16 protein-coding genes are annotated in these 20,707 nt (G+C 73.3%); 1 reads left to right on the top strand and 15 read right to left on the bottom strand.

Annotated elements, in window-relative coordinates:
- Positions 1-164: 164 nt before the first annotated feature.
- The 5 genes from CHB94_RS03815 to trpB form a co-directional block, all read right to left on the bottom strand.
- Positions 165-1,655, bottom strand: coding sequence for a glutamate synthase subunit beta (locus CHB94_RS03815; RefSeq protein WP_089335266.1), 1,491 nt, complete (start codon positions 1,653-1,655; stop codon positions 165-167).
- Complete coding sequence (gene gltB, locus CHB94_RS03820; RefSeq protein WP_254920377.1) at positions 1,648-6,345, bottom strand: glutamate synthase large subunit; 4,698 nt, start codon at positions 6,343-6,345, stop codon at positions 1,648-1,650. Before gltB ends, CHB94_RS03815 begins: the two co-directional genes overlap by 8 nt.
- A gap of 332 nt (positions 6,346-6,677) precedes the next feature.
- Positions 6,678-7,592 carry a prolipoprotein diacylglyceryl transferase gene (gene lgt / locus CHB94_RS03825; RefSeq protein WP_089335267.1) on the bottom strand — a complete coding sequence of 305 codons (915 nt, stop codon included), beginning with the start codon at positions 7,590-7,592 and terminating at the stop codon, positions 6,678-6,680.
- Entirely contained in the window at positions 7,589-8,374 is a 786-nt protein-coding gene (trpA, locus tag CHB94_RS03830) for a tryptophan synthase subunit alpha (protein WP_089335268.1), read from the bottom strand. Before trpA ends, lgt begins: the two co-directional genes overlap by 4 nt.
- Positions 8,371-9,747: a tryptophan synthase subunit beta gene (gene trpB / locus CHB94_RS03835; protein ID WP_089335269.1), complete on the bottom strand. Its 1,377-nt coding sequence runs from the start codon at positions 9,745-9,747 to the stop codon at positions 8,371-8,373. Before trpB ends, trpA begins: the two co-directional genes overlap by 4 nt.
- Before the next feature lie 246 nt (positions 9,748-9,993).
- Between trpB and CHB94_RS03840 the strand changes: the two genes are divergently transcribed.
- Positions 9,994-10,188 (top strand): hypothetical protein, encoded by a 195-nt coding sequence (locus CHB94_RS03840; RefSeq protein ID WP_089335270.1) that lies wholly within the window; start codon positions 9,994-9,996, stop codon positions 10,186-10,188.
- Positions 10,189-10,198: 10 nt separating this feature from the next.
- Here CHB94_RS03840 and trpC read toward each other — a convergent pair whose 3' ends face one another.
- The 10 genes from trpC to CHB94_RS03890 all read right to left on the bottom strand — a co-directional run bounded on the left by trpC (position 10,199) and on the right by CHB94_RS03890 (position 20,666).
- On the bottom strand, positions 10,199-11,008 hold the full coding sequence (gene trpC / locus CHB94_RS03845; RefSeq protein ID WP_089335271.1) for an indole-3-glycerol phosphate synthase TrpC: 810 nt from the start codon (positions 11,006-11,008) through the stop codon (positions 10,199-10,201).
- Between the two features lie 158 nt (positions 11,009-11,166).
- A complete protein-coding gene (locus CHB94_RS03850; RefSeq protein WP_089335272.1) occupies positions 11,167-11,778 on the bottom strand; it encodes a Trp biosynthesis-associated membrane protein in 612 nt (203 codons plus the stop codon).
- Positions 11,775-13,274: an anthranilate synthase component I gene (locus CHB94_RS03855; protein WP_089335273.1), complete on the bottom strand. Its 1,500-nt coding sequence runs from the start codon at positions 13,272-13,274 to the stop codon at positions 11,775-11,777. The genes CHB94_RS03850 and CHB94_RS03855 overlap by 4 nt, the downstream gene beginning before the upstream one ends.
- Positions 13,271-13,645, bottom strand: coding sequence for a phosphoribosyl-AMP cyclohydrolase (gene hisI, locus CHB94_RS03860; RefSeq protein ID WP_089335274.1), 375 nt, complete (start codon positions 13,643-13,645; stop codon positions 13,271-13,273). Before hisI ends, CHB94_RS03855 begins: the two co-directional genes overlap by 4 nt.
- Positions 13,646-13,670: 25 nt before the next feature.
- Positions 13,671-14,336: a hypothetical protein gene (locus CHB94_RS03865; protein WP_089335275.1), complete on the bottom strand. Its 666-nt coding sequence runs from the start codon at positions 14,334-14,336 to the stop codon at positions 13,671-13,673.
- Positions 14,337-14,412: 76 nt separating this feature from the next.
- Positions 14,413-16,086 carry an FAD-binding dehydrogenase gene (locus CHB94_RS03870; RefSeq protein WP_303395976.1) on the bottom strand — a complete coding sequence of 558 codons (1,674 nt, stop codon included), beginning with the start codon at positions 16,084-16,086 and terminating at the stop codon, positions 14,413-14,415.
- 10 nt (positions 16,087-16,096) lie between these two features.
- Positions 16,097-16,588: a hypothetical protein gene (locus tag CHB94_RS03875; protein WP_089335277.1), complete on the bottom strand. Its 492-nt coding sequence runs from the start codon at positions 16,586-16,588 to the stop codon at positions 16,097-16,099.
- A 45-nt stretch (positions 16,589-16,633) separates the two neighbouring features.
- Entirely contained in the window at positions 16,634-17,041 is a 408-nt protein-coding gene (locus CHB94_RS03880) for a hypothetical protein (RefSeq protein WP_089335278.1), read from the bottom strand.
- 17 nt (positions 17,042-17,058) lie between these two features.
- On the bottom strand, positions 17,059-18,894 hold the full coding sequence (locus CHB94_RS03885; RefSeq protein ID WP_089335279.1) for an ABC transporter ATP-binding protein: 1,836 nt from the start codon (positions 18,892-18,894) through the stop codon (positions 17,059-17,061).
- A complete protein-coding gene (locus CHB94_RS03890; protein ID WP_089335280.1) occupies positions 18,891-20,666 on the bottom strand; it encodes an ABC transporter ATP-binding protein in 1,776 nt (591 codons plus the stop codon). Before CHB94_RS03890 ends, CHB94_RS03885 begins: the two co-directional genes overlap by 4 nt.
- Positions 20,667-20,707: the final 41 nt, after the last annotated feature.

Genomic DNA, 20,707 nt, shown 5'->3' on the forward strand with positions numbered 1-20,707 from the left:
CCGCCGAACGTCCGGCGCCTGCGACCCGGATCGGGCCCCGCGTGTCGACGGCGGCCGGGTCGCGCCGAGTGGGACCCGGAGGGTTCCGCGCAGGCGGGATGGACTCGCTCCTCCGGACCGGAGGACGGCTGCTGGCCGCGTGCGGTCCGGAGGAGCGCGATGTTTCAGCGGAGGGCCACCGTCGTCGGGGTCACCGGCGCCGGGAGCATGGAGTTCCCCGTGAGCCACCTGTCCGCGGCCGCCGCCGCGGCACGGCCCTCGGCGATGGCCCAGACGATCAGCGACTGCCCACGGCCGATGTCGCCGGCGACGAACACCCCCGGCACGGTCGCCATGAACTCCTCGTCCCTGGCCACGTTGCCGCGTCCGTCCACCTCGACGCCGAGGGCGTCGACGAGCCCCTCGCGCTGCGCCCCGGTGAAGCCCATGGCCAGGAAGACCAGGTCGGCGCGCAGTTCCCGCTCGGTGCCCTCGACCTTCTGGAACCGGCCGTCCACCCGCTCCACCTCGTGGAGGAGGAGCGCGCGCACGGCGCCGTTCCCGTCATCCAGGAACCGCTCCGTGTTGACCGAGTACAGCCGTTCGCCACCTTCCTCGTGCGCGCTGGAGACGCGCATGATCATCGGATAGGTCGGCCACGGGTTGGTCTCCTGGGCGCGCCGCGCCGGCGGGGCCGGCATGATCTCCAGCTGGGTCACCGACGCGGCCCCCTGCCGGTGGGCGGTGCCGAGGCAGTCGGCGCCGGTGTCACCACCACCGATGATCACGACGTGCTTGCCGCGGGCGTTGATCGGCGGGTCGTCGAGCTCGCCGAGCGCCTGCAGGTTCCCGTAGGGCAGGTACTCCATCGCCAGGTGGATGCCGGCCAGCTCCCGTCCCGGCGCGGGGAGATCGCGACCGATGGTCGCCCCGCCGGCGAGGACGACTGCGTCGTGCTCCCCGCGCAGCTGCTCGGTGGACAGGTCCCCGTCCCTGCTACCGCCGACCTCGACGCCGGTCACGAACCGCGTGCCCTCGGCGCGCATCTGGTCCAGCCGGCGGTCCAGGACGGCCTTCTCCATCTTGAACTCGGGGATGCCGTAGCGGAGCAGCCCGCCGATCCGGTCGGCCCGCTCGTAGACGGTCACGTCGTGCCCGGCCCGGGTGAGCTGCTGGGCGGCGGCCAGGCCGGCCGGGCCCGAGCCGACGACGGCGACCTTCTTGCCCGTGCGCTCCGCCGGCGTCTGCGGCTGGACCCACCCCTCCTCGAAGGCGCGGTCGATGATCTCCCACTCGATCTGCTTGATCGTGACCGGCGACTCCTGCAGGTTCAGCACGCAGGAGCCCTCGCACGGGGCGGGGCACAGCTTGCCGGTGAACTCCGGGAAGTTGTTGGTCGCGTGCAGCCGCTCGATCGCCTCCTGCCAGTCGTCCCGGCGGGCCAGGTCGTTCCACTCCGGGATCAGGTTCGCCACCGGACAGGCGTGGTGGCAGAACGGGATGCCGCAGTCCATGCAGCGTGCGGCCTGCTTGCGGACCTCGGCGACGGGGAAGACGGCGTCCTCGCCGTTCTGCCGGGAGAGGTAGACGTCCTTCCAATCCATGATCCGGACGTCGACCGGCCGGCGCGGCGGCAGCTCCCGCTCGTACTTGAGGAAACCAGTCGAGTCAGCCACGTGCCGCCTCCATCACTGCAAGATCCACATCGGTTCCGTTGGCCTCGGCCATCCGCTGGGCGTCGAGCGCGCGACGGTAGTCGCGCGGCATGATCACGCTGAACTGCTCGGACCACCGCCCCCAGTCGGCCAGCAGCGCGTGCGCCACCGTCGACTCGGTCTCGGTGGCGTAGCGGACCAGGACGTCGCGCAGCCACTGCGCGGACTCGACGTCCAGCGGCTCGATGTCCACCATCTCGCTGTTCACGCGGTGCCGGGCGAGGTCGAGGACGTACCCGATGCCGCCGGACATGCCCGCGGCGATGTTCCGCCCGGTCGAGCCGAGGATCACCGCCCGGCCGCCGGTCATGTACTCCAGCGCGTGGTCGCCGGCGCCTTCGACGACGGCCAGCGCGCCCGAGTTGCGCACGCAGAACCGCTCCCCGACCCGCCCGCGGAGGAAGATCTCGCCGCCCGTGGCTCCGTAGCCGATGACGTTGCCGGCGATGACGTTGTCCTCGGCGGCGAACGGCGCCTCGCGGGCGGGCCGCACGACGATCCGCCCCCCGGAGAGCCCCTTGCCGACGTAGTCGTTGGCGTCCCCGAACAGCCGCATGGTGATCCCGCGCGGCAGGAATGCGCCGAACGACTGGCCGGCCGACCCACCGAACGTCAGGTCGATGGTGCCGTCGGGCAGCCCCTCGCCACCGAAGCGGCGGGTGACCATCGAGCCGAGCATCGTGCCGACGGTGCGGTTGACGTTGCGCACCGGCAGCTCGAGGCTGACCGGCCGCGCGTCGAGCAGCGCACCCTCGCAGAGCTGGATCAGGGTCTGGTCCAGCGCGATGTCCAACCCGTGGTCCTGCGGCTTCACCTGCCGCAGCGGCGCACCCTCGGGCAGCTCGGGCACGACCAGCATCGGTGAGAGGTCCAGCCCTTGGGCCTTCCAGTGGCCCACGGCCTTGCGGGTGTCGAGCAGCTCGGCGTGTCCGACGGCCTCGTCGATCGAGCGGAAGCCCAGCTCGGCCAGGTACTGCCGGACCTGCTCGGCCAGGAACTCGAAGAAGGTGACCACGAACTCCGGCTGACCGGTGAACCGCTTGCGCAGCTCGGGGTTCTGCGTCGCGACGCCGACAGGGCAGGTGTCCAGGTGGCAGACGCGCATCATGATGCAGCCGGACACCACCAGCGGCGCGGTCGCGAAGCCGAACTCCTCGGCCCCCAGCAGCGCCGCGACGATCACGTCACGACCGGTCTTCATCTGACCGTCGACCTGCACCACGATGCGGTCGCGCAGGCCGTTGGCCAGCAGCGTCTGCTGGGTCTCGGCCAGGCCGAGCTCCCACGGCGAGCCGGCGTGCTTGAGCGAGGTGAGCGGCGCGGCGCCGGTGCCGCCGTCGTGCCCGGAGATCAGGACGACGTCGGCGTGGGCCTTGCTCACCCCCGCCGCGACCGTGCCGACCCCGACCTCGGACACCAGCTTGACGTGCACCCGCGCCTCGTCGTTGGCGTTCTTGAGGTCGTGGATGAGCTGCTTGAGGTCCTCGATCGAGTAGATGTCGTGGTGCGGCGGAGGGCTGATCAGCCCGACACCCGGCGTCGAGTGCCGCGTCCGGGCCACCCAGGGGTACACCTTGCTGCCGGGCAGCTGGCCGCCCTCGCCGGGCTTGGCGCCCTGCGCCATCTTGATCTGGATGTCGTCGGCGTTGACCAGGTACTCGCTGGTGACGCCGAAGCGCCCGCTGGCGACCTGCTTGATCGCCGAGCGGCGCAGGTCGCCGTTCGGGTCGGGCGTGAAGCGGTCGGGGTCCTCGCCGCCCTCACCGGTGTTGGACCGGCCGCCGAGGCGGTTCATGGCGATGGCCAGGGTCTGGTGGGCCTCCTGCGAGATCGAGCCGTAGCTCATCGCGCCGGTGTTGAACCGCTTCACGATCTCGCTGGCCGGCTCCACCTCGTCGAGCGGCACGGGCGGCCGGACGCCGGTCCTGAGCGCGAACAGCCCGCGCAGCGTCGCGGCCTCCTCCGACAGCTGGTCGACCGTCTGCGTGTACTTCTCGAAGACGTCGTACTGCCGCGCGCGGGTGCTGTGCTGGAGCAGGAACACCGTCTCGGGGTTGAACAGGTGCACCTCGCCCTCGCGACGCCACTGGTACTCGCCACCGGTCTCCAGCCGTCGGTGCGCCCGCTCGGTCGGGTTCTCCGGATAGGCCCGGCGGTGGCGCATGGCCACCTCCTCGGCCAGGACGTCGATGCCGACGCCACCGAGCGGGCACGAGGTGCCGGTGAAGTACTCGTCGACGACATCCTGGGACAGCCCGACGGCCTCGAAGATCTGCGCCATCGTGTACGAGCCGACGGTGCTGATGCCCATCTTGCTCATGACCTTCAGGACGCCCTTGCCCAGCGCCTTGACCATGTTCCGCACGGCCTGCGCCGGCTCCACCCCGGTGAGCGCGCCGTCGCGGATGAGGTCCTCGATCGACTCGAAGGCCAGGTACGGGTTGACCGCCGCGGCGCCGTAGCCGAGCAGCAGCGCCACGTGGTGCACCTCGCGACAGTCGCCGGACTCGACGACGAGACCGACCTCCATGCGGGTCTTCTCGCGCACCAGGTGGTGGTGGACGGCCGCCGTCATCAGCAGCGAGGGAATCGGGGCCCGCTTCTCGTCGCAGTCCCGGTCGGACAGCACGATGATCCGCGCCCCGGCGGCGATCGCCTTGGACACCTTGGTCCGCAGCTGCTCGACCGCCTCGGCCAGCGCCGCCCCGCCGCCGTTGACGTCGAAGTGGCCGGTGATCCGGACGGCGGCGTAGCCGGGCAGGTCACCGTCGTCGTCGATGTGCAGGATCTTGGCCAGCTCGTCGTTGTCGATGACCGGGTACGGCAGGAACACCTGCCGGCAGGAGGCCGGCATGGCGTGCAGCAGGTTCTGCTCGGGGCCGAAGGTGCGCCCCAGGCTGGTCACCAGCTCCTCGCGGATGGCGTCCAGCGGCGGGTTGGTGACCTGCGCGAAGAGCTGGCCGAAGTAGTCGTAGAGCAGGCGGGACCGGTCCGACAGCGCGGCCACCGGGGTGTCGGTGCCCATGGACCCGATCGGCTCGGCACCGGACGAGGCCATCGGGGTCACCAGGACCCGCAGCTCCTCCTCGGTGTAGCCGAAGAGCATCTGCCTACGGACGACGGACTCGTGGCTGGGTCGCGAGCGCCGCCGCTCGGGAAGGGACGGCAGGTGCACCAGGCCCGCGTGCAGCCAGTCCTCGTAGGGGTGCTCGCCGGCCAGGGCGCCCTTGACGTCCTCGTCGGAGACGATCTTCCCGGAGGCGGTGTCGACGAGGAACATCCGCCCCGGCTGCAGCCGGCCCTTGGCGACGACGTCGGCCGCCGGGATGTCGAGCACGCCGACCTCGCTGGCGAGGACCACCAGGTCGTCCTTGGTGTGCCACCAGCGGCCCGGGCGCAGGCCGTTGCGGTCGAGGACGGCGCCGATCAGGGTGCCGTCGGTGAAGCAGACCGCCGCCGGCCCGTCCCAGGGCTCCATGATCGAGGAGTGGAACCGGTAGAAGGCCCGGCGGGCCGGGTCCATCTCGTCGTGGTTCTCCCACGCCTCCGGGATCATCATGAGCACCGCGTGCGGCAGCGACCGCCCCGACAGGTGCAGCAGCTCGAGCACCTCGTCGAAGGTCGCCGAGTCGCTGAAGTCGCTGGCAGTGACCGGGAAGATCCGGTCCAGTCCCAGCTCCGACGCGGGGCCGGCAGGACCGTCGAAGAGGTCGGTCTCCAGCTTCGCCTCGCGGGCCCGCATGCGGTTGCGGTTGCCCTTGATCGTGTTGATCTCGCCGTTGTGCGCGATGAAGCGGAACGGGTGGGCCAGCGGCCAGCTGGGGAAGGTGTTGGTCGAGAACCGGCTGTGCACCAGGGCGATCGCCGACTCGTAGCGCTCGTCGCGCAGGTCGGGGAAGAACAGCGGCAGCTGGTCGGTGGTCAGCATGCCCTTGTAGGTGATCGTCCGCGACGACAGCGAAGTGACGTAGAGCGAGCTGCCGGCCTCGACGGCGGCCCGCTCGGCGCGCTTGCGCAGGACGAACGAACGCCGCTCCAGCCGGGTGACCCCGTTCGGGGCGACGTTGCCGCCGAAGGCCCGCTCGTCGGCACGGGCGCCCATCGTCTCCGCGACGAACAGCTGGGCGAAGTGCGGCATGACCGCGCGGGCGGTCGGCCCCAGGTCGGCACCGTCCGGGTCGACCGGCACGTCGCGCCAGCCGAGGACCGTCAGGCCCTCCTCCTGGGCCAGCCGGGCGACGTCGGCGACGCGGGCCGCGCGCTCGTCCTCGTCGGTGGGCAGGAACGCGATGCCGACGGAGTACTCGCCCAGCGGCGGCAGGTCGAAGTCGACGCTGGCCCGCAGGAGCGCGTCGGGGACCTGGGTGAGGATGCCCGCGCCGTCACCGGAGTTGGGTTCGGAGCCGGCGGCGCCGCGGTGGTCCAGATTGTGCAGCGCGGTCAGGCCCTGGGCCACGATCGCGCGCGAGCGACGGCCACGGGCGTCGGCCACGAAGGCGACGCCGCAGGCGTCCTTGTCGTGCGCCGGGTCGTACAGGCCGGACTTGGCCGGTACGGCGGAGAAGGGGACGGCCGTTCCGCGCGAGGCGCGAACGCCGGCAGCGGCGGGGGCGGTGAGGTCGGGCATGTCACTCCCGTCGTCGGCGGCCACCCACGTCCTCGAGCGAGGCGCACGGGTGGGGGGCACGGGGGCCCGGGGCCGGTGGTCATGGGCGGCGAAACAGGCAGCACTGCGGAGAGCCGACTGCCGGGAGCAACATGGGTCCCGGCCGCCGAGGCTGGGCCCGTCGGCGGGGTGACCGACGGACTGTCGTCCGCGGGGCGACGCTGGCCCGGTTCCGACGGTGACGACCCGGCCAGGATCGCCAGCGGGTCTGAGCGAAGGGTACACAGCCGTAACACCGGCCCGTCTCGCACGAACCGGCGTTGCGGCGCGTCGACAGGATCGCTGCGGTACCTGGCCGACGCAACCTGCGTGAGCGGTCAGCCGGGCTCTGCGGGTCGGTGCTCATCGTCGCCTGCGGGCGTCGCTCGCGTGCTACCGGCGGGGCCGGCGTCGGCGGGCAGGGCGTCGTCCTGGTTCTGCCGGTGGATCACCTCGCGAGGCTTCCCGCGCTGCCAGACGAAGTAGGCCACGGCCAGCAGACCGACCACGACCGAGGTGAAGACGTTGAGCCGGATGCCGAAGAACGTCTCGGCCGGGTCGGTGCGCAGCAGCTCGATCCACAGGCGTCCCGCGCAGTAGGAGACCACGTAGAGCGCGAACGCCCGACCGTGACCGAGACGGAACCGGCGATCGGCCCAGATGACGAACGCCGCGGCCGCGAGGTTCCACAGCATCTCGTAGAGGAACGTCGGGTGGAACGTCGCGACGTCCAGGTACTCGGCCGGTCGGTGCTCCGGGGCGATCTCGAGTCCCCAGGGCAGGGTCGTCGGCCCACCGAACAGCTCCTGGTTGAACCAGTTGCCCAGCCGGCCGATCGCCTGCGCGACGAGCAGGCCGGGCGCCAGCGCGTCGGCGAACGCAGGCAACGGGATACCCCGCTGCCTGCAGGCGATCCAGGCGCCCACCCCGCCGAGGGTGATCGCTCCCCAGATGCCGAGGCCTCCCTCCCAGATGGCGAAGGCCCGCATCGGGTCGCCTCCCTCGCCGAAGTACGCGCGAGGACTGGAGATCACGTGGTAGATCCGGCCGCCGATGATCCCGAACGGCACGGCCCAGACGGCGATGTCCAGGACGTCGCCGGGTGCCCCCCCACGGGCGACCCAGCGCTTCTCGGTCATCAGCACGGCCGCGACGATCCCGGCGATGATGCACAGCGCGTACGCCCGCAGCGGGAACGGGCCGAGCTCCCACACGCTCTCGCTCGGGCTCGGGATGGACGCCAGGACGTTCACGCGCGGACCCCCGACGCCAGATCCTTGGACAGGGTGCGGACGCCCTCGGGGCCACGGCCCTCCAGCAGCTCGCGCACGTAGGCCGAGCCGACGATGACCCCGTCTGCGAAGACGGCGACCTCGGCGGCCTGGTCGCCGTTCGAGACCCCCAGCCCGACGCAGACGGCGAGATCGGGGGCGGCCGCACGGGTCCGGGCGACCAGCTTCTCGGCCGCATCACCGACGGTGGCGCGGGTGCCGGTCACACCCATGGTCGAGGCCGCGTACACGAAGCCCCGGCAGGCCGCGGCGGTCGAGCGCAGGCGGGCGTCGGTGGACGACGGCGCGACGAGGAAGACCCGGTCGAGGCCGTGCTCCTCCGAGGCCGCCAGCCAGTCGGCCGCCTCGTCGGGGATCAGGTCGGGCGTGATGGCCCCCGCTCCTCCGGCGGCGGCGAGATCGGCGGCGAACCGCTCGACGCCGTAGCGCTCGATCGGGTTCCAGTAGCTCATGACCACGGGGACGGCGCCGGCATCCGCGACCGCGGTCACCGCCTTCAGCACGTCCCGCATGCCCACGCCGGCCCGGACGGCGGCGTCCACGGCCTGCTGGATCACCGGGCCGTCCATGCCGGGGTCGCTGTAGGGGACCCCGATCTCGATCACGTCCGCGCCACCCTCGACGGCGGCCACCATCGCTGCGATCGAGTCCTCGACGCTCGGGTAGCCGACCGGGAGGTAGGCGATCAGCGCGGCCCGGTCCTCGGCCCTTGCGGCGGCGATGCGGTTCGCCAGTGCGCTCATGCCGTTTCCCCGGCGTCCTGGCCGGCCACGGCCTCGTCGTTGCTGACCGCGCCCTCGGTGGGGTTCTGGTCGGTATCCAGTCCGGGTCCGGGGTCGACCTCCTGGTGGTCGCCGAGCCCGAACCAGCGCGACGCCGTCTCGACGTCCTTGTCGCCGCGGCCGGAGAGGTTCACCAGCAGCAGCGGAGGCTCGTCTCCCCGCCCACCAGCCCCGCGCGACCCCAGCTCCTTGCCCAGGGAGATCGCCCCGGCGAGGGCGTGGGCGGACTCGATCGCCGGGATGATGCCCTCGGTCCGGCAGAGCAGCGCGAAGGCCTCCATGGCCTCCGCGTCGGTGACAGCCCGGTACTCGGCACGGCCGATGTCGTGCAGGTAGGAGTGCTCGGGTCCGACACCGGGGTAGTCCAGGCCGGCGCTGATCGAGTGCGACTCGATCGTCTGGCCGTTGTCGTCCTGCAGCAGGTAGGACCGGGCGCCGTGCAGCACACCGGGCGAGCCGCCGGTGATCGTCGCCGCGTGTCGGCCCGTGTCGACGCCGTCGCCGCCGGCCTCGAGTCCGACCAGCCGCACACCGTCGTCGGGCACGAACGCGGTGAAGATCCCGATCGCGTTGGACCCGCCGCCGACGCAGGCCAGGACGGCGTCGGGCAGTCGGCCCTCCCGCTCCAGCACCTGCGCGCGGGCCTCGTCACCGATCACCCGCTGGAAGTCACGGACCATCGCCGGGAACGGATGCGGTCCGGCCACGGTGCCGAAGACGTAGTTCGTCGTCTCGACGTTGGTGACCCAGTCGCGGAACGCCTCGTTGATGGCGTCCTTGAGGGTCCGGGAGCCGGTGGTCACCGGGATGACCTCGGCGCCCAGCAGCCGCATGCGGGCGACGTTGAGCGCCTGCCGCCGGGTGTCCTCCTCGCCCATGTAGACGGTGCACGACAGGCCCATCAGGGCCGCGGCGGTGGCCGTCGCGACGCCGTGCTGGCCGGCCCCGGTCTCCGCGATGACCCGCGACTTGCCGATCCGCTTGGTCAGGAGCGCCTGGCCGAGAACGTTGTTGATCTTGTGCGAGCCGGTGTGGTTGAGGTCCTCGCGCTTGAGCAGGATGCGGACGCCCCCGGCGTGCTCGGCGAACTTCGGCACCTCGGTGAGGGGACTGGGCCGGCCGGTGTAGTCACGCTGGAGCCGGTCGAACTCGGTGAGGAAGGCCGGGTCCACCCGCATCGCCTCGTAGGCCTCCGTCAGATCGTCGAGCGCGGCGATCAGCGCTTCCGGCACGAACCGCCCGCCGAAGATGCCGAAGTGGCCGGTGGCGTCGGGCCAGCCCGGGCGCGCCGGTAGGAGACGTTCCCCGGACGGTCGCACTGAGCTGGTGGTCATGGGATCAGCGTAAGGACCTCCCTGCCCCCCACCGAAGAAGGACCCCGTCCTCCTCTTCCCTCGCTAGCTCGGGACGAGCCTCTGGGCGGGGCCGGGGCGGGCCCCTCCAGGGAGCCCAGGGGCAGCGCGTTGGCCGGCCGCGGCGGTCGCACTACGGTCCGTCCGTGATCGAGACGGGACGCGAGGCAGTGCTCGCCACCTTCCGCTGGTCGGACGGGCAGGCCGACATCTGGCGGGTGTTCCGGGATGCCGCTGCGCTTCAGGAGGTCGTCGCCGCGCTGGCTGCTCCCTGGTGCGGCGCTGGTTCTGGACTGCGGGGCGCGGTTCCTCGGCTCGTCGGTGATCGTGGACCAGCTGGAGGAGCGCACCCGCGCCCGCTTGGGACGGGTCGCGGCGGTGGTGACGCGCGAGGACCTGGGCGACGCCGGCAGGACGAGCTGACCGGGCGGGGTCAGCGCGTCGTGCGCGGGGTGGCGGGGTGCGCCCCCGCCGTCACCAGGTCCGCGACGGCCTGGCGCGCGTCGCCCGCGGTGACCAGACCCTCCCCGACGAGCACGGCGTCGGCCCCGGCCGCGGCGTAACTGATCAGGTCGTGCGGCCCACGGACGCCGGACTCGGCCACCTTCACCACCCCGGAGGGCAGGCCGGGGGCGATCTTCTCGAAGGTCGAGCGGTCGACCTGGAGCGTGGTGAGGTCGCGGGCGTTGACGCCGATGACCGAGGCGCCGGCGTCCATGGCGCGGTCGGCCTCGGCCTCGGTGTGCACCTCGACCAGCGCCGTCATCCCGAGGGACTCGACCCGCTCGAGGAGACCGACCAGCGCGTTCTGCTCGAGCGCGGCGACGATCAGGAGGACGACGTCGGCACCGTGGGCGCGAGCCTCGTGCACCTGGTAGCTGGTGACGATGAAGTCCTTGCAGAGCACGGGGACCTCCACCACCGCGCGGACCGCATCGAGGTCGGCCTGCGAGCCGCCGAACCGGCGCCGCTCCGTGAGGACGCTGATCACCCGGGCGCCGCCGGCGGCGTACTGGACGGCCAGCTGCGCGGGGTCGGCGATCGCGGCGAGGTCGCCCTTGGAGGGACTGCGCCGTTTCACCTCCGCGATCACGCCCACCCCGGGGGCGCGGAGCGCGGCGAGGGCGTCCATCGCCGGGCGGGCGTCGAGCGCCGCGGCCTTCACCTCGGCCAGCGGGGTGAGCGCCTCGCGGGCGGCGAGGTCGGCACGGACGCCGGCGACGATCTCGTCGAGCACGTTCACGGCTGCGCACCTGCCGACACCGCAGGGCGGCTACTCACGCGGTCCTCCGGATGTCGCACCAGGACGTCCCCTCAGCGTGCGGTTGGGTGGACCCACTGTAGAAGGGTCGACCTCCCCGCCTCGGCAGGGGGCAGGTTCACCGGCCTCGGACGGTTCCGCTACGCCGTGGGGTCCTCGCCCCGATCGAGGGCCTTCCAGGCCGCCTGGGCGCGGTCCTCGTCGGTCTCCGGGCGGTTCGGCGCGGGCCCGGCGGGGCCGGTCGGCGCACCCGGCCCCCGCTCGTACCGCCGTCCCATGGCCGGCCAGTTCCGGCCCCGGAGCACCACGAGGATCCCCGCGGCCACGGCCAGGGCGCCGGCGACCGCGGCCAGCGCCGGCCAGGCCGTGGGGCCGCCGACGGCCACCTCGCCGACCCACCCGCCCACGTCGTCGGGTGCGATCCCCGAGCTGAGGGCGCGCAGCCCCGACCAGGCGAGCACCCCGCCGGCCGCGGCGACGAGCAGGCCGACCACCACCCGGGCGGCGCCGCGGACGGCGAGCAGCGCGACGGCGGCCGCCAGCAGGACGAGCCCGGCCGCCGGCACGAGCGGCGCGGCGTCGGTACCGGACAGCGCGCCCTCGATCGGCGGCAGCGGGGCCGGGCGTTCGACGATGTACCCGGCCCACGTCCGGCCCCCGGCGGTCAGCCCCAGCCCACCGGCGACCGCGGCACCGACCACCGCGGCGGTGAGCTCACGGCGGGCGGTGGAGCCGGAGGGACCATCGCTCACGGCAGCTCCCGCAGGCCTTCCGCCGTCGCGATCGCCGACAGCACGGCGCGTGCCTTGTGGCGGGTCTCGGCCTCCTCGGTGGCCGGGTCGCTGTCGGCGACGACGCCGGCGCCGGCCTGCACGTACGCCCGTCCCTGATGGAGGACCGCCGTGCGGATCGCGATCGCCATGTCCATGTCGCCGCTGGCGTCGACGTACCCGACGGTTCCGGCGTACAGCGCCCGGCGGGTCGGCTCCAGCGACTCGATGATCTCCATGGCCCGCGGCTTGGGTGCCCCCGAGACGGTGCCCGCCGGGAACGTGGCATCGAAGACGTCGAGCGCGTCGTGGTCGGGGGCCACCTCCCCGGTCACCGTGGAGACCAGGTGCATGACGTGGCTGTAGTGCTCGACCCGCATGAAGTCGGGGACCTCGACGGTCCCCGGGACGCACACCCGCCCCAGGTCGTTGCGCGCGAGATCGACCAGCATCACGTGCTCGGCGCGCTCCTTCGGGTCGGCCAGGAGGCCCTCGGCCAGGCGCACGTCCTCCTCGGGGGTGGCGCCACGCGGCCGGGTTCCGGCCGGCGGGTGCACGACCGCCGCCGTCCCGGTGACCGTCACGAGCGCCTCGGGTGACGACCCGACGATGTCGAAGGGGCTCTCCCGTCCGGCGAAGCGCAGCAGGTACATGTAGGGCGAGGGGTTCGTGGCCCGCAGCACCCGGTAGAGGTCGAGCGCCTCGACGTCGGTGGCGAGCTCGAACCGCTGGGCCAGCACCACCTGGAAGGCGTCCCCGGCGCGGATGTGCTCGCGGATCCGCTCGACGCCGTCCTCGTACGCCCCCGGCCGCAGATTGCTCTGCACCGGTGGCGCGTCGGCCCGCTCCAGCACGGCGACCCCGTGCGGCACGGCCTTGGTCAGGTCCGCGGCCATGGCGTCGAGGCGGGCGACGGCGTCCTCGTATCCCCTGGTCGCTCCGCGCAACGCGTTGGCGATGAGCAGCACCGAGCCGTCCGTGTGGTCGAGGACCGCGAGGTCGGTCACGAGCATCATCGCCAGCTCGGGCATCCCGAGGTCGTCGGCACTGATCTGCGGCAACCGCTCCAGCCGCCGGACGACGTCGTACCCGAGGTAGCCCACCAGTCCGCCGGTCAGCGGCGGCAGGCCGGGGTTCCGCGGCGAGCGGAAGCGACGGGCGAGGGTGCGGACGGCGGCGAGTGGATCGGTCGGCAGGTCGTCGGTGAGATTCGGCACCTCCTCCCCCAACCACTGGGTGACGCCGTCCCGCTCGGTGAGCACCCCGGCGCTGCGGACGCCGACGAAGCTGTACCGCGCCCAGCGCTTGCCCTGCTCGGCGGACTCCAGCAGCACCGTGCCGGGCCGGTTGCCGGCCAGCTTGCGATAGATGCCGACGGCGGTCTCGCCGTCGGCCAGCAGCTTGCGGGCGACCGGCACGACCGGCTGCTCCAGGGCCGCGAACTCCTCACGGGAGGGGACGGTGACGCCGAACCTCATGGTGCGGTCCCCTCCACCGCGGGCAGCGAGCGGAAGAAGCAGCTGCGCTCGCCGGTGTGGCAGGCCGCGCCCTCCTGGTCCACGAGCACGAGCAGCGCGTCGCCGTCGCAGTCCACCCGCACCTCGCGCACCCATTGACGGTTGCCGGAGGTCTCGCCCTTCACCCAGTACTCCCCGCGACTGCGGGACCAGTAGGTCCCCCGTCCGGTGGTCAGGGTGCGCCGGAGCGCCTCGTCGTCCATCCACGCGAGCATGAGCACCTCGCCGGTGTCGTGCTGCTGGACGATGGCGGCCACCAGCCCCGCCGGGTCGCGGCGGAGCAGGGCGGCGACCTCGGGGGCCAGCTGAGGGTCGGCGGGAACGGCGGACATGCTCCCAGTCTGCCGTGCCCGGCGGTCAGGCCTGCCGAGTGCTGCCGAACCAGCGCCGGCCGGGGCCGACGAGCAGCATGCCCAGACCCACCAGCGGGCCGGCGGCGAAGAACAGCGAGAAGGACGCGATCGCCCCCTCGGAGCCGAACGCGCCGATCTCCGACAGCAGCCGGACGGCCCAGTACCCGGCGAGGAGGACCTGGGCGGCGAGGGCCGCCACCAGCAGCCGCCACGCGCCCCGGCGGCGGGTGTTCAGTGCCCAGACGCCGCCGCCGGCGAGCACGACCGCCGCCAGCACCTGGACGACCGCGAGCACGGTGCCCTCGGTGGCCAGCGCGTCCACCGCGGCCGGGGAGGGCACACCGTCGGCCCCGGCGGCGGCGAGGTCCGCGATCGAGGCGATGAACCAGAGGTACAGGGAGGCGATCAGGGTCACGACGGCCTGGGCGAGAGCCAGCACGGCGGCGGTGATGAGCTGGCCGGGGCGCTGCGGGGGCCGCGGCGGGACCGGCCCCCATGGAGCCGGCGGCCCCCACTGCGGCGCCGGGTGGTAGGCGGCCGGGTAGCCGTAGGCCCCGGGATACGGCTGGGTCGTCGCGGGCGGGCCGGCGTAGGGCGCGCCCTGCTCGGTGGGCGTGGCCGGATCGGCCCACGGGCTCGGGGCCGGCGGCCCCCAGTTGGCGCCCGTCACCGTGTCTCCCGTTCGCTCCCGTGGGGCGCTCCGCTCCTCACTCGTTCCTCGCTGCGATGCTCACGCCCCTGTCCGCTCACAGGGCGGCCGCCGCGGCACGGCCGGCCACCCGGCCGGAGAACAGGCACCCGCCGAGGAAGGTGCCCTCCAGGGCCCGGTAGCCGTGCATGCCGCCGCCACCGAAGCCGGCGATCTCCCCCGCCGCGTAGAGACCGGGGAACACCTGGCCGCCCGGCCGGAGGACCCGGCCGGACAGGTCGGTCTCGAGTCCACCGAGGGTCTTGCGGGTGATCAGGTTCAGCCGGACGGCGATCAGCGGGCCGGCCTCCGGGTCCAGGATCCGGTGCGGCGGGGCCACCCGGATGAGCTTGTCGCCGATGTAGTTGCGGGCGCCCCGGATGGCGGTGACCTGCAGGTCCTTGGTGAAGGGGTGGGCGATCTCCCGGTCGCGGGCCACGATCTCCCGCTCGATCTGCGCGAGGTCCAGCTCCGGCGTCCCGCCGGTGATCCGGTTCATCCCGGCGACGAGTTCCGGCAGTGTGGCGGCGACGACGAAGTCCTCGCCCTTGTCCAGGAATGCCTGGACAGGGGCGGCCACGCCGGCCTGCACCCGTGTCGCGAGCAGCCGGACGTCCCTGCCGGTGAGGTCGGGATTCTGCTCGGAGCCCGACAGCCCGAACTCCTTCTCCACGATCTTGTGGGTCGCGACGAACCAGGTGTGCTCGTAACCGGTCGTCCCGATGTGGGCGAGGGTCCCCAGGGTGTCGAAGCCGGGGAACAGTGGCACCGGCAGCCTCCTGCCGGTGGCGTCGAACCACATCGACGAGGGGCCCGGCAGGATGCGGATGCCGTGCTTGTCCCACACCGGTGAGTGGTTGGCGATGCCTTCCGTGTAGTGCCACATGCGGTCGCTGTTGACCACGCTGGCGCCGGCGGCCTCGGTGGCCTGGAGCATGCGGCCGTCGACGTGCGCGGGCACGCCCGAGAGCAACCGCTGCGGAGCCGGACCGAGCCGGGCCGGCCAGTTCTTGCGGACCAGCTCGTGGTTGCCGCCGATCCCGCCGGCGGTCACGACGACGGCCTGCGCGGTGATCTCGAAGTCCCCGACCTCGGTGCGCGAGCTCGCCTCGCCGCGGGCCACCCCGCTGCTCTCCAGCACGGCGCCACGCACCCCGGTCACCGCATCCCCGGTCACGACCAGCTCGGAGACGCGGTGCCGGAAGCGCAGTTGCACCCGGCCGGCCTCGACGGCGGCGCGCACGCGGCGGGCGAACGGCTCGACGATGGCCGGGCCCGTGCCCCACACGATGTGGAAGCGGGGCACGGAGTTGCCGTGTCCGGTGGCGGTGTACCCGCCGCGCTCGGCCCAGCCGACGATCGGGAAGAAGCCGATGCCCTGCTCCTTGAGCCAGGCCCGCTTCTCCCCCGCGGCGAACTGCAGGTAGGCCTCGGCCCACTGCCGTGGCCAGTGATCGGAGTCGCGGTCGAAATCAGCCGTGCCGAACCAGTCCTGGCGGGCGAGCTCCAGGGAGTCGTGCACCCGCAGCCGCCGCTGCTCCGGCGAGTCGACGAGGAAGAGCCCCCCGAAGCTCCACCAGGCCTGTCCGCCGAGGGAGGCCTCGGGTTCCTGCTCCAGCAGGATGACGCGCTTGCCGGCGTCGGCGAGCTCCGCGGTGGCCACCAGGCCGGCGAGCCCCGCCCCCACGACGACGACGTCTGTCTCCATGCGGCCGGGCTCGTTGCTGGTCACGGGAGCGACGCTAGCGGGAACGTGCGGGCTTTCGCCGTCCCTCCGGCGGGCGACGCGCCCGCGTCCACTCACGGACGGGCCGCCGGACGGTCAGGAGCAGGCAGCCCAGCGGACCCACGGCCAGGAGCACCACCGACCACAGCGCCTCGCCCCCGCCGAGGGCGACGAAGAACGCCGCGAGCCCCACCAGGGCGGCCAGCGGCAGCACGGCCCCGACCGCCAGCACGACCCAGCCCCGGGAACGCCCGGTGAACACCAGCGCCGATCCCGCCACCGCGAGCACGGCGAGCAGCAACGGACCGGCCATGAACCAGTCCCAGCCGATCTCCGGCGTCCACATCAGCCAGGCCAGGTAGACGTCCTCGGCGGCGACCACCAGCCCGAAGAAGGCGGCGAACGGGACGAGGAGGGGTCGTTCCGCCGCCGGCGCCGCGACGACGCGGGGGGCGGGCCGCGGTGAGCGCCGCGCCGGTGCACGGCTGCGCGAGGCGGACGACGGCATGGTTCGAGCCTAGGACGCGGAACTGCGGGTCAGCCGGAGTGCCACCTATCGAGCGACCCGCCGCGCGGTGACCCAGGCGCGGACCCGGGGCAGAACCGCGAGCACGGTGGTGATCAGCGGAAACAGGAGGGTGAGGACGCCGAACGCACCGGCGCCCCAGCCACCCACTGCCTGCCCGTAGACGAGCAACGCGGCGAGCACGCCGGCGGTGACCGCGAGCACCGACCACGACCGGCCGGCCAGCAGCAGCACCCCACCGACGAGCAGCCCGAGCACCAGGAGGACCGGCACGGCGATCAGCAGCCAGGCGTTGCCCTCGACACGCCCGCCCGAGAAGGCGATGGCCGCCAGGAGGAAGATCGCCGGCACGGACGCGCTCAGCAGGCCGAGGACGGCGGCGGCGATCGCCGGGGCGGGCGGCCTCCGGCGGGTCGGGCCGGCGGCAGGGTGCACGCGCGCAGCGTAGAGCGTCAGGCGGCCGGAGCCGGGCTTCCCGCCGAGGAACGCCGCCAGGAGGCGTGCAGCCGGGCGTACGGGCCGTCGGCGTCCACCAGCTCCGCGTGCGTGCCGCGCTGCACGACCCGGCCGGCGTCGACGACGAGCACCTCGTCGGCCCGTTCGGCGGTGGACAACCGGTGCGCGATCGTCAGTGTGGTCCGGCCGTCGGTCAACCGGTCCAGGGCACGGGTCAGCCGCTGCTCGGTGGCCGGGTCGACCGCGCTGGTGGCCTCGTCGAGCACCAGCAGGTCGGGATCGGCCACGTAGGCGCGGGCGACCGCGACCAGCTGCCGCTCCCCGGAGGACAGCGACTCCCCGCGCTGCCCGACCGGCGTCCGTACGCCGTCGGCGAGGCCGGCGACCCAGGCCTCCAGCCCGAGGTCGTCGAAGGCGGCGGTGACGTCCGCGTCGGTCATCCCGGGGCGTCCGTAGCGGACGTTGTCGGCCACGGTCGCGTCGAACAGGAAGCCGTCCTGCGGCACCATCACCACCCGCCCGCGCAGCGACGAGAAGGCGACCTCCTCCAGCGGCACCCAGCCCCCGGCGTCCGACCCGAGCAGCACCCGCCCCTCTTCGGGGTCCATCAGTCGGGTGACCAGCTTGGCGAACGTGGTCTTCCCGGAGCCGGTCTCCCCCACGATCGCCACCCGCTGCCGGGGCTCGATGGTGAGCGCGACGTGGTCGAGGGCGAGGCGCGCCCCCGGGGTGTAGCGGAACGAGACGTCGTCGAAGCGAACGCCCAGCGGCCCGGAGGGCAGGTCGCGCACCCGCTCCGGGTCGGCGACCTCCGGGTCCCGGACGTCGGGCTCGGTGTCGATGACGTCGAGCACGCGGCGGAAGCCGGCGACGGCGTTCTGGGCCTCGTTGAGCACCTCACTGGCGGTCTGCACCGGTGCGACGAAGAGCGTGACCAGGAAGAGGAACGCCACCAGGGTCCCGACCGAGATCTCCCCCGCCAGCCCCAGCAGCACGCCGACGACGACCACCGCCGCGTTGGCGATCGCGGCCACGAACTCTCCGCTGACGAAGACGGCCGCGGTGACCTTCTGGGCGTCGACCTGCGCTCGGTACTGCCGGTCGATCGCGGCGTCGATGCGGGCCGCCGTCCGGCCACCGACGCCGTACGCGCGCACCGTGGGCGCGCCGACGACGGACTCCGCGACGGCCCCCAGGACGTCCCCGACCCGCTCCCGGACGACGCCGTAGGCGGTAGCCAGACGCTGGGCGAACCAGCGGACGGCGATCGCCAGCGGGACGAAGCAGACCAGGACCAGCAGCGTGAGCTGCCACGAGTAGAGGGACATGACCACCGTGGCCACGACGAGCTGGCCGACGCTGACCAGGCCGAGCACCCCGCCCCACTGCATGAAGGTGGAGAGCTGGTCGACGTCGCTGGTGACGCGGGAGACCAGAGATCCCCGCCGCTCCCCCTGCTGGTGCAGCACCGAGAGGTCGTGGACGTGACGGAACGCGCGGACCCGCAGCCGGGCCAGCGCGGTCTCCGTGGTGCGGAAGAGGCGCACGTTCATGCGGTAGACCGCGACGGCGGTGATCAGCACGACGACGGCGCAGAGCAGGACGAGCCGGGTGACCAGACCCATGTCGGGGCCGCCGGGAGCCGCGAGCCCGCGGTCGATGACCTGCTGGACGGCGATCGGCACGACCACCCGCCCCGCGGTGGCCAGCAGCGCGAGCGCGAAGGTGAGCGGCAGCCCGCGGCGGAACTCCGGCATCATCCGCAGACCCCGGCGCAGGGTGGCGAACGCGCCCTCGCGTCGGTGGTCCGCGGGCAGCACGGGCTCGCTCATACGGCCACCTCCGCCTGCGAGTAGGCGCGGACCAGGGCCGCGTAGCCGGGGACCTCGGCGAGCAGTTGCTCGTGGCTGCCGCGCGCGAGCACCTGCCCCCGCTCGAGCCACACCACCTCGTCGGCCAGGGCGATCGTGGCCTGCCGGTAGGCGACCACGACCACGGTCGCCGGGTCGTCCCCGCCCCGCAGCGCGTCGAGGATGTGCGCCTCGATCGACGGGTCGACCGCGCTCGTGGCGTCGTCCAGCACGAGCAGCCGCGGTCGGCGGACGACGGCGCGGGCGAGCGCGAGCCGCTGTCGCTGGCCGCCCGACAACGTCGCCCCGCGCTCGCCGACCCGGGTGTCGAGGCCCTCGGGCAGCGCCGCGACGAAGCGGTCCGCCGCGGCCACCCGCAGGGCGGCCCAGACCTCGTCATCGGAGAACGGAGCGCCGAGGGTGACGTTGCCGCGCACGGTGTCGTCGAAGAGGAACGTGCCCTGCGCGACGAAGGCGGCCTGGCCGCTGACCTCGCCCTCCCGCAGCCGGCGCAGGTCCACGCCGTCGATGAGCACCGTGCCGTCGGCGGGGTCGACCAGGCGGACCAGTAGCCCGGCCAGGGTGGACTTGCCCGAGCCGGTCGGACCGACGACGGCCACCGTGGTGCCGGCCGGCACGTCGAAGGTGACTCCGCGCAGCGTCGGGGAGGCGGCGTCGGAGAAGGCGAAGTCCACGCCCTCCACCCCGAGCGCGGCCCCGGCGCCCACGGCCACTGCCAGGTCGGGCCCGTACGGGGTCTCCCCCGTCGCCTCCAGCACCGGCGTGACCCGGTCGAATCCGGCCAGCGCCCGGGGCAGGTCGGCAAGCACCCAGCCGATGGCGCGGATGGGCAGCGCCAGGAGGGTGAACAGGTAGGCGATGGAGACGAGGCTGCCGGCGTCGGTGCTGCCGTCGGCGACCCGGCCCGCCCCGATCAGCAGCACGGCCAGCGTGCCGAGATTGGGCAGCGCCTCCATCATCGGGTCGAACAGGCCACGGACCCGGCCGACGGCGACCAGACCGTCCCGCAGCTCTTCGGCGCGAGCCCGAAAGCGATCGGTCTCCGCGGCCTCCCGGCCGAGCGTCTTCACGACCAGCGCCGCGTCGAAGCTCTCGTGCGCGATCTCGCTGACCTCGGCGCGCAGCTGCTGGGCCCGCTGCATCCGCGGCGACATGACCTGCGAGTAGACGACGTTGACGACGAAGACCAGCGGGAAGACGACGAGGCCGACGAGGGCGATCAGCGGGTCGGTGAGGACCAGCGCGACCACGGTGATCGCGATCATCACCAGTGCGCCGACGGCGAAGGGCAGCGGCGCGACGAAGAACCAGGCGGCCTCGACGTCGGAGTTGGCGTTGGACAGCAGCTGGCCCGTCGGGTGGCGCTGGTGCCAGGACAGCGGCAGCCGCAGATACTGGCGGGTGACCCGGCGGCGGTAGTCGGCCTGCAGCCGGTAGCTCATGATCCCGGCAAAGAGCCGACGGCCGAGGATGCCGACGATCTTCAGCAGCGCCACCCCGATGATCGCCACGGACGCCAGGGTCAGCGCGGCGGCCGTCGTCGCCCCCTCAGCGAAGGACGGGAGCAGCACCCGGTCGGTGATCTCGCCGATGACGTAGGCGCTCGCGACGGTCATGGCGCCGTAGACGCTGCTGGCGGCGACGGCCAGGCTGAACATGCCCGGCTGCTCGACGACGGAGCGCCCCACGTGACGGAGACCGCGCCGGACGACGGGGTCTCGGCGGCGGGCCACGGTGCTCCTCGGGGGTCGGTCGACGGCCTTCGGATGGTACG

This window comes from Blastococcus mobilis (assembly GCF_900188025.1).
GTDB classification, from domain to species: Bacteria; Actinomycetota; Actinomycetes; order Mycobacteriales; family Geodermatophilaceae; genus Blastococcus_B; species Blastococcus_B mobilis.

Excerpts from the sequence above, each read along its gene's own strand:
- CHB94_RS03885 (WP_089335279.1), bottom strand. The coding sequence starts at position 18,894 with ATGAGCGAGCCCGTGCTGCCCGCGGACCACCGACGCGAGGGCGCGTTC.
- trpA (WP_089335268.1), bottom strand. The coding sequence starts at position 8,374 with ATGAGCGCACTGGCGAACCGCATCGCCGCCGCAAGGGCCGAGGACCGG.
- CHB94_RS03855 (WP_089335273.1), bottom strand. The coding sequence starts at position 13,274 with ATGAGGTTCGGCGTCACCGTCCCCTCCCGTGAGGAGTTCGCGGCCCTG.
- trpB (WP_089335269.1), bottom strand. The coding sequence starts at position 9,747 with ATGACCACCAGCTCAGTGCGACCGTCCGGGGAACGTCTCCTACCGGCG.
- hisI (WP_089335274.1), bottom strand. The coding sequence starts at position 13,645 with ATGTCCGCCGTTCCCGCCGACCCTCAGCTGGCCCCCGAGGTCGCCGCC.
- CHB94_RS03840 (WP_089335270.1), top strand. The coding sequence starts at position 9,994 with ATGCCGCTGCGCTTCAGGAGGTCGTCGCCGCGCTGGCTGCTCCCTGGT.
- CHB94_RS03875 (WP_089335277.1), bottom strand. The coding sequence starts at position 16,588 with ATGCCGTCGTCCGCCTCGCGCAGCCGTGCACCGGCGCGGCGCTCACCG.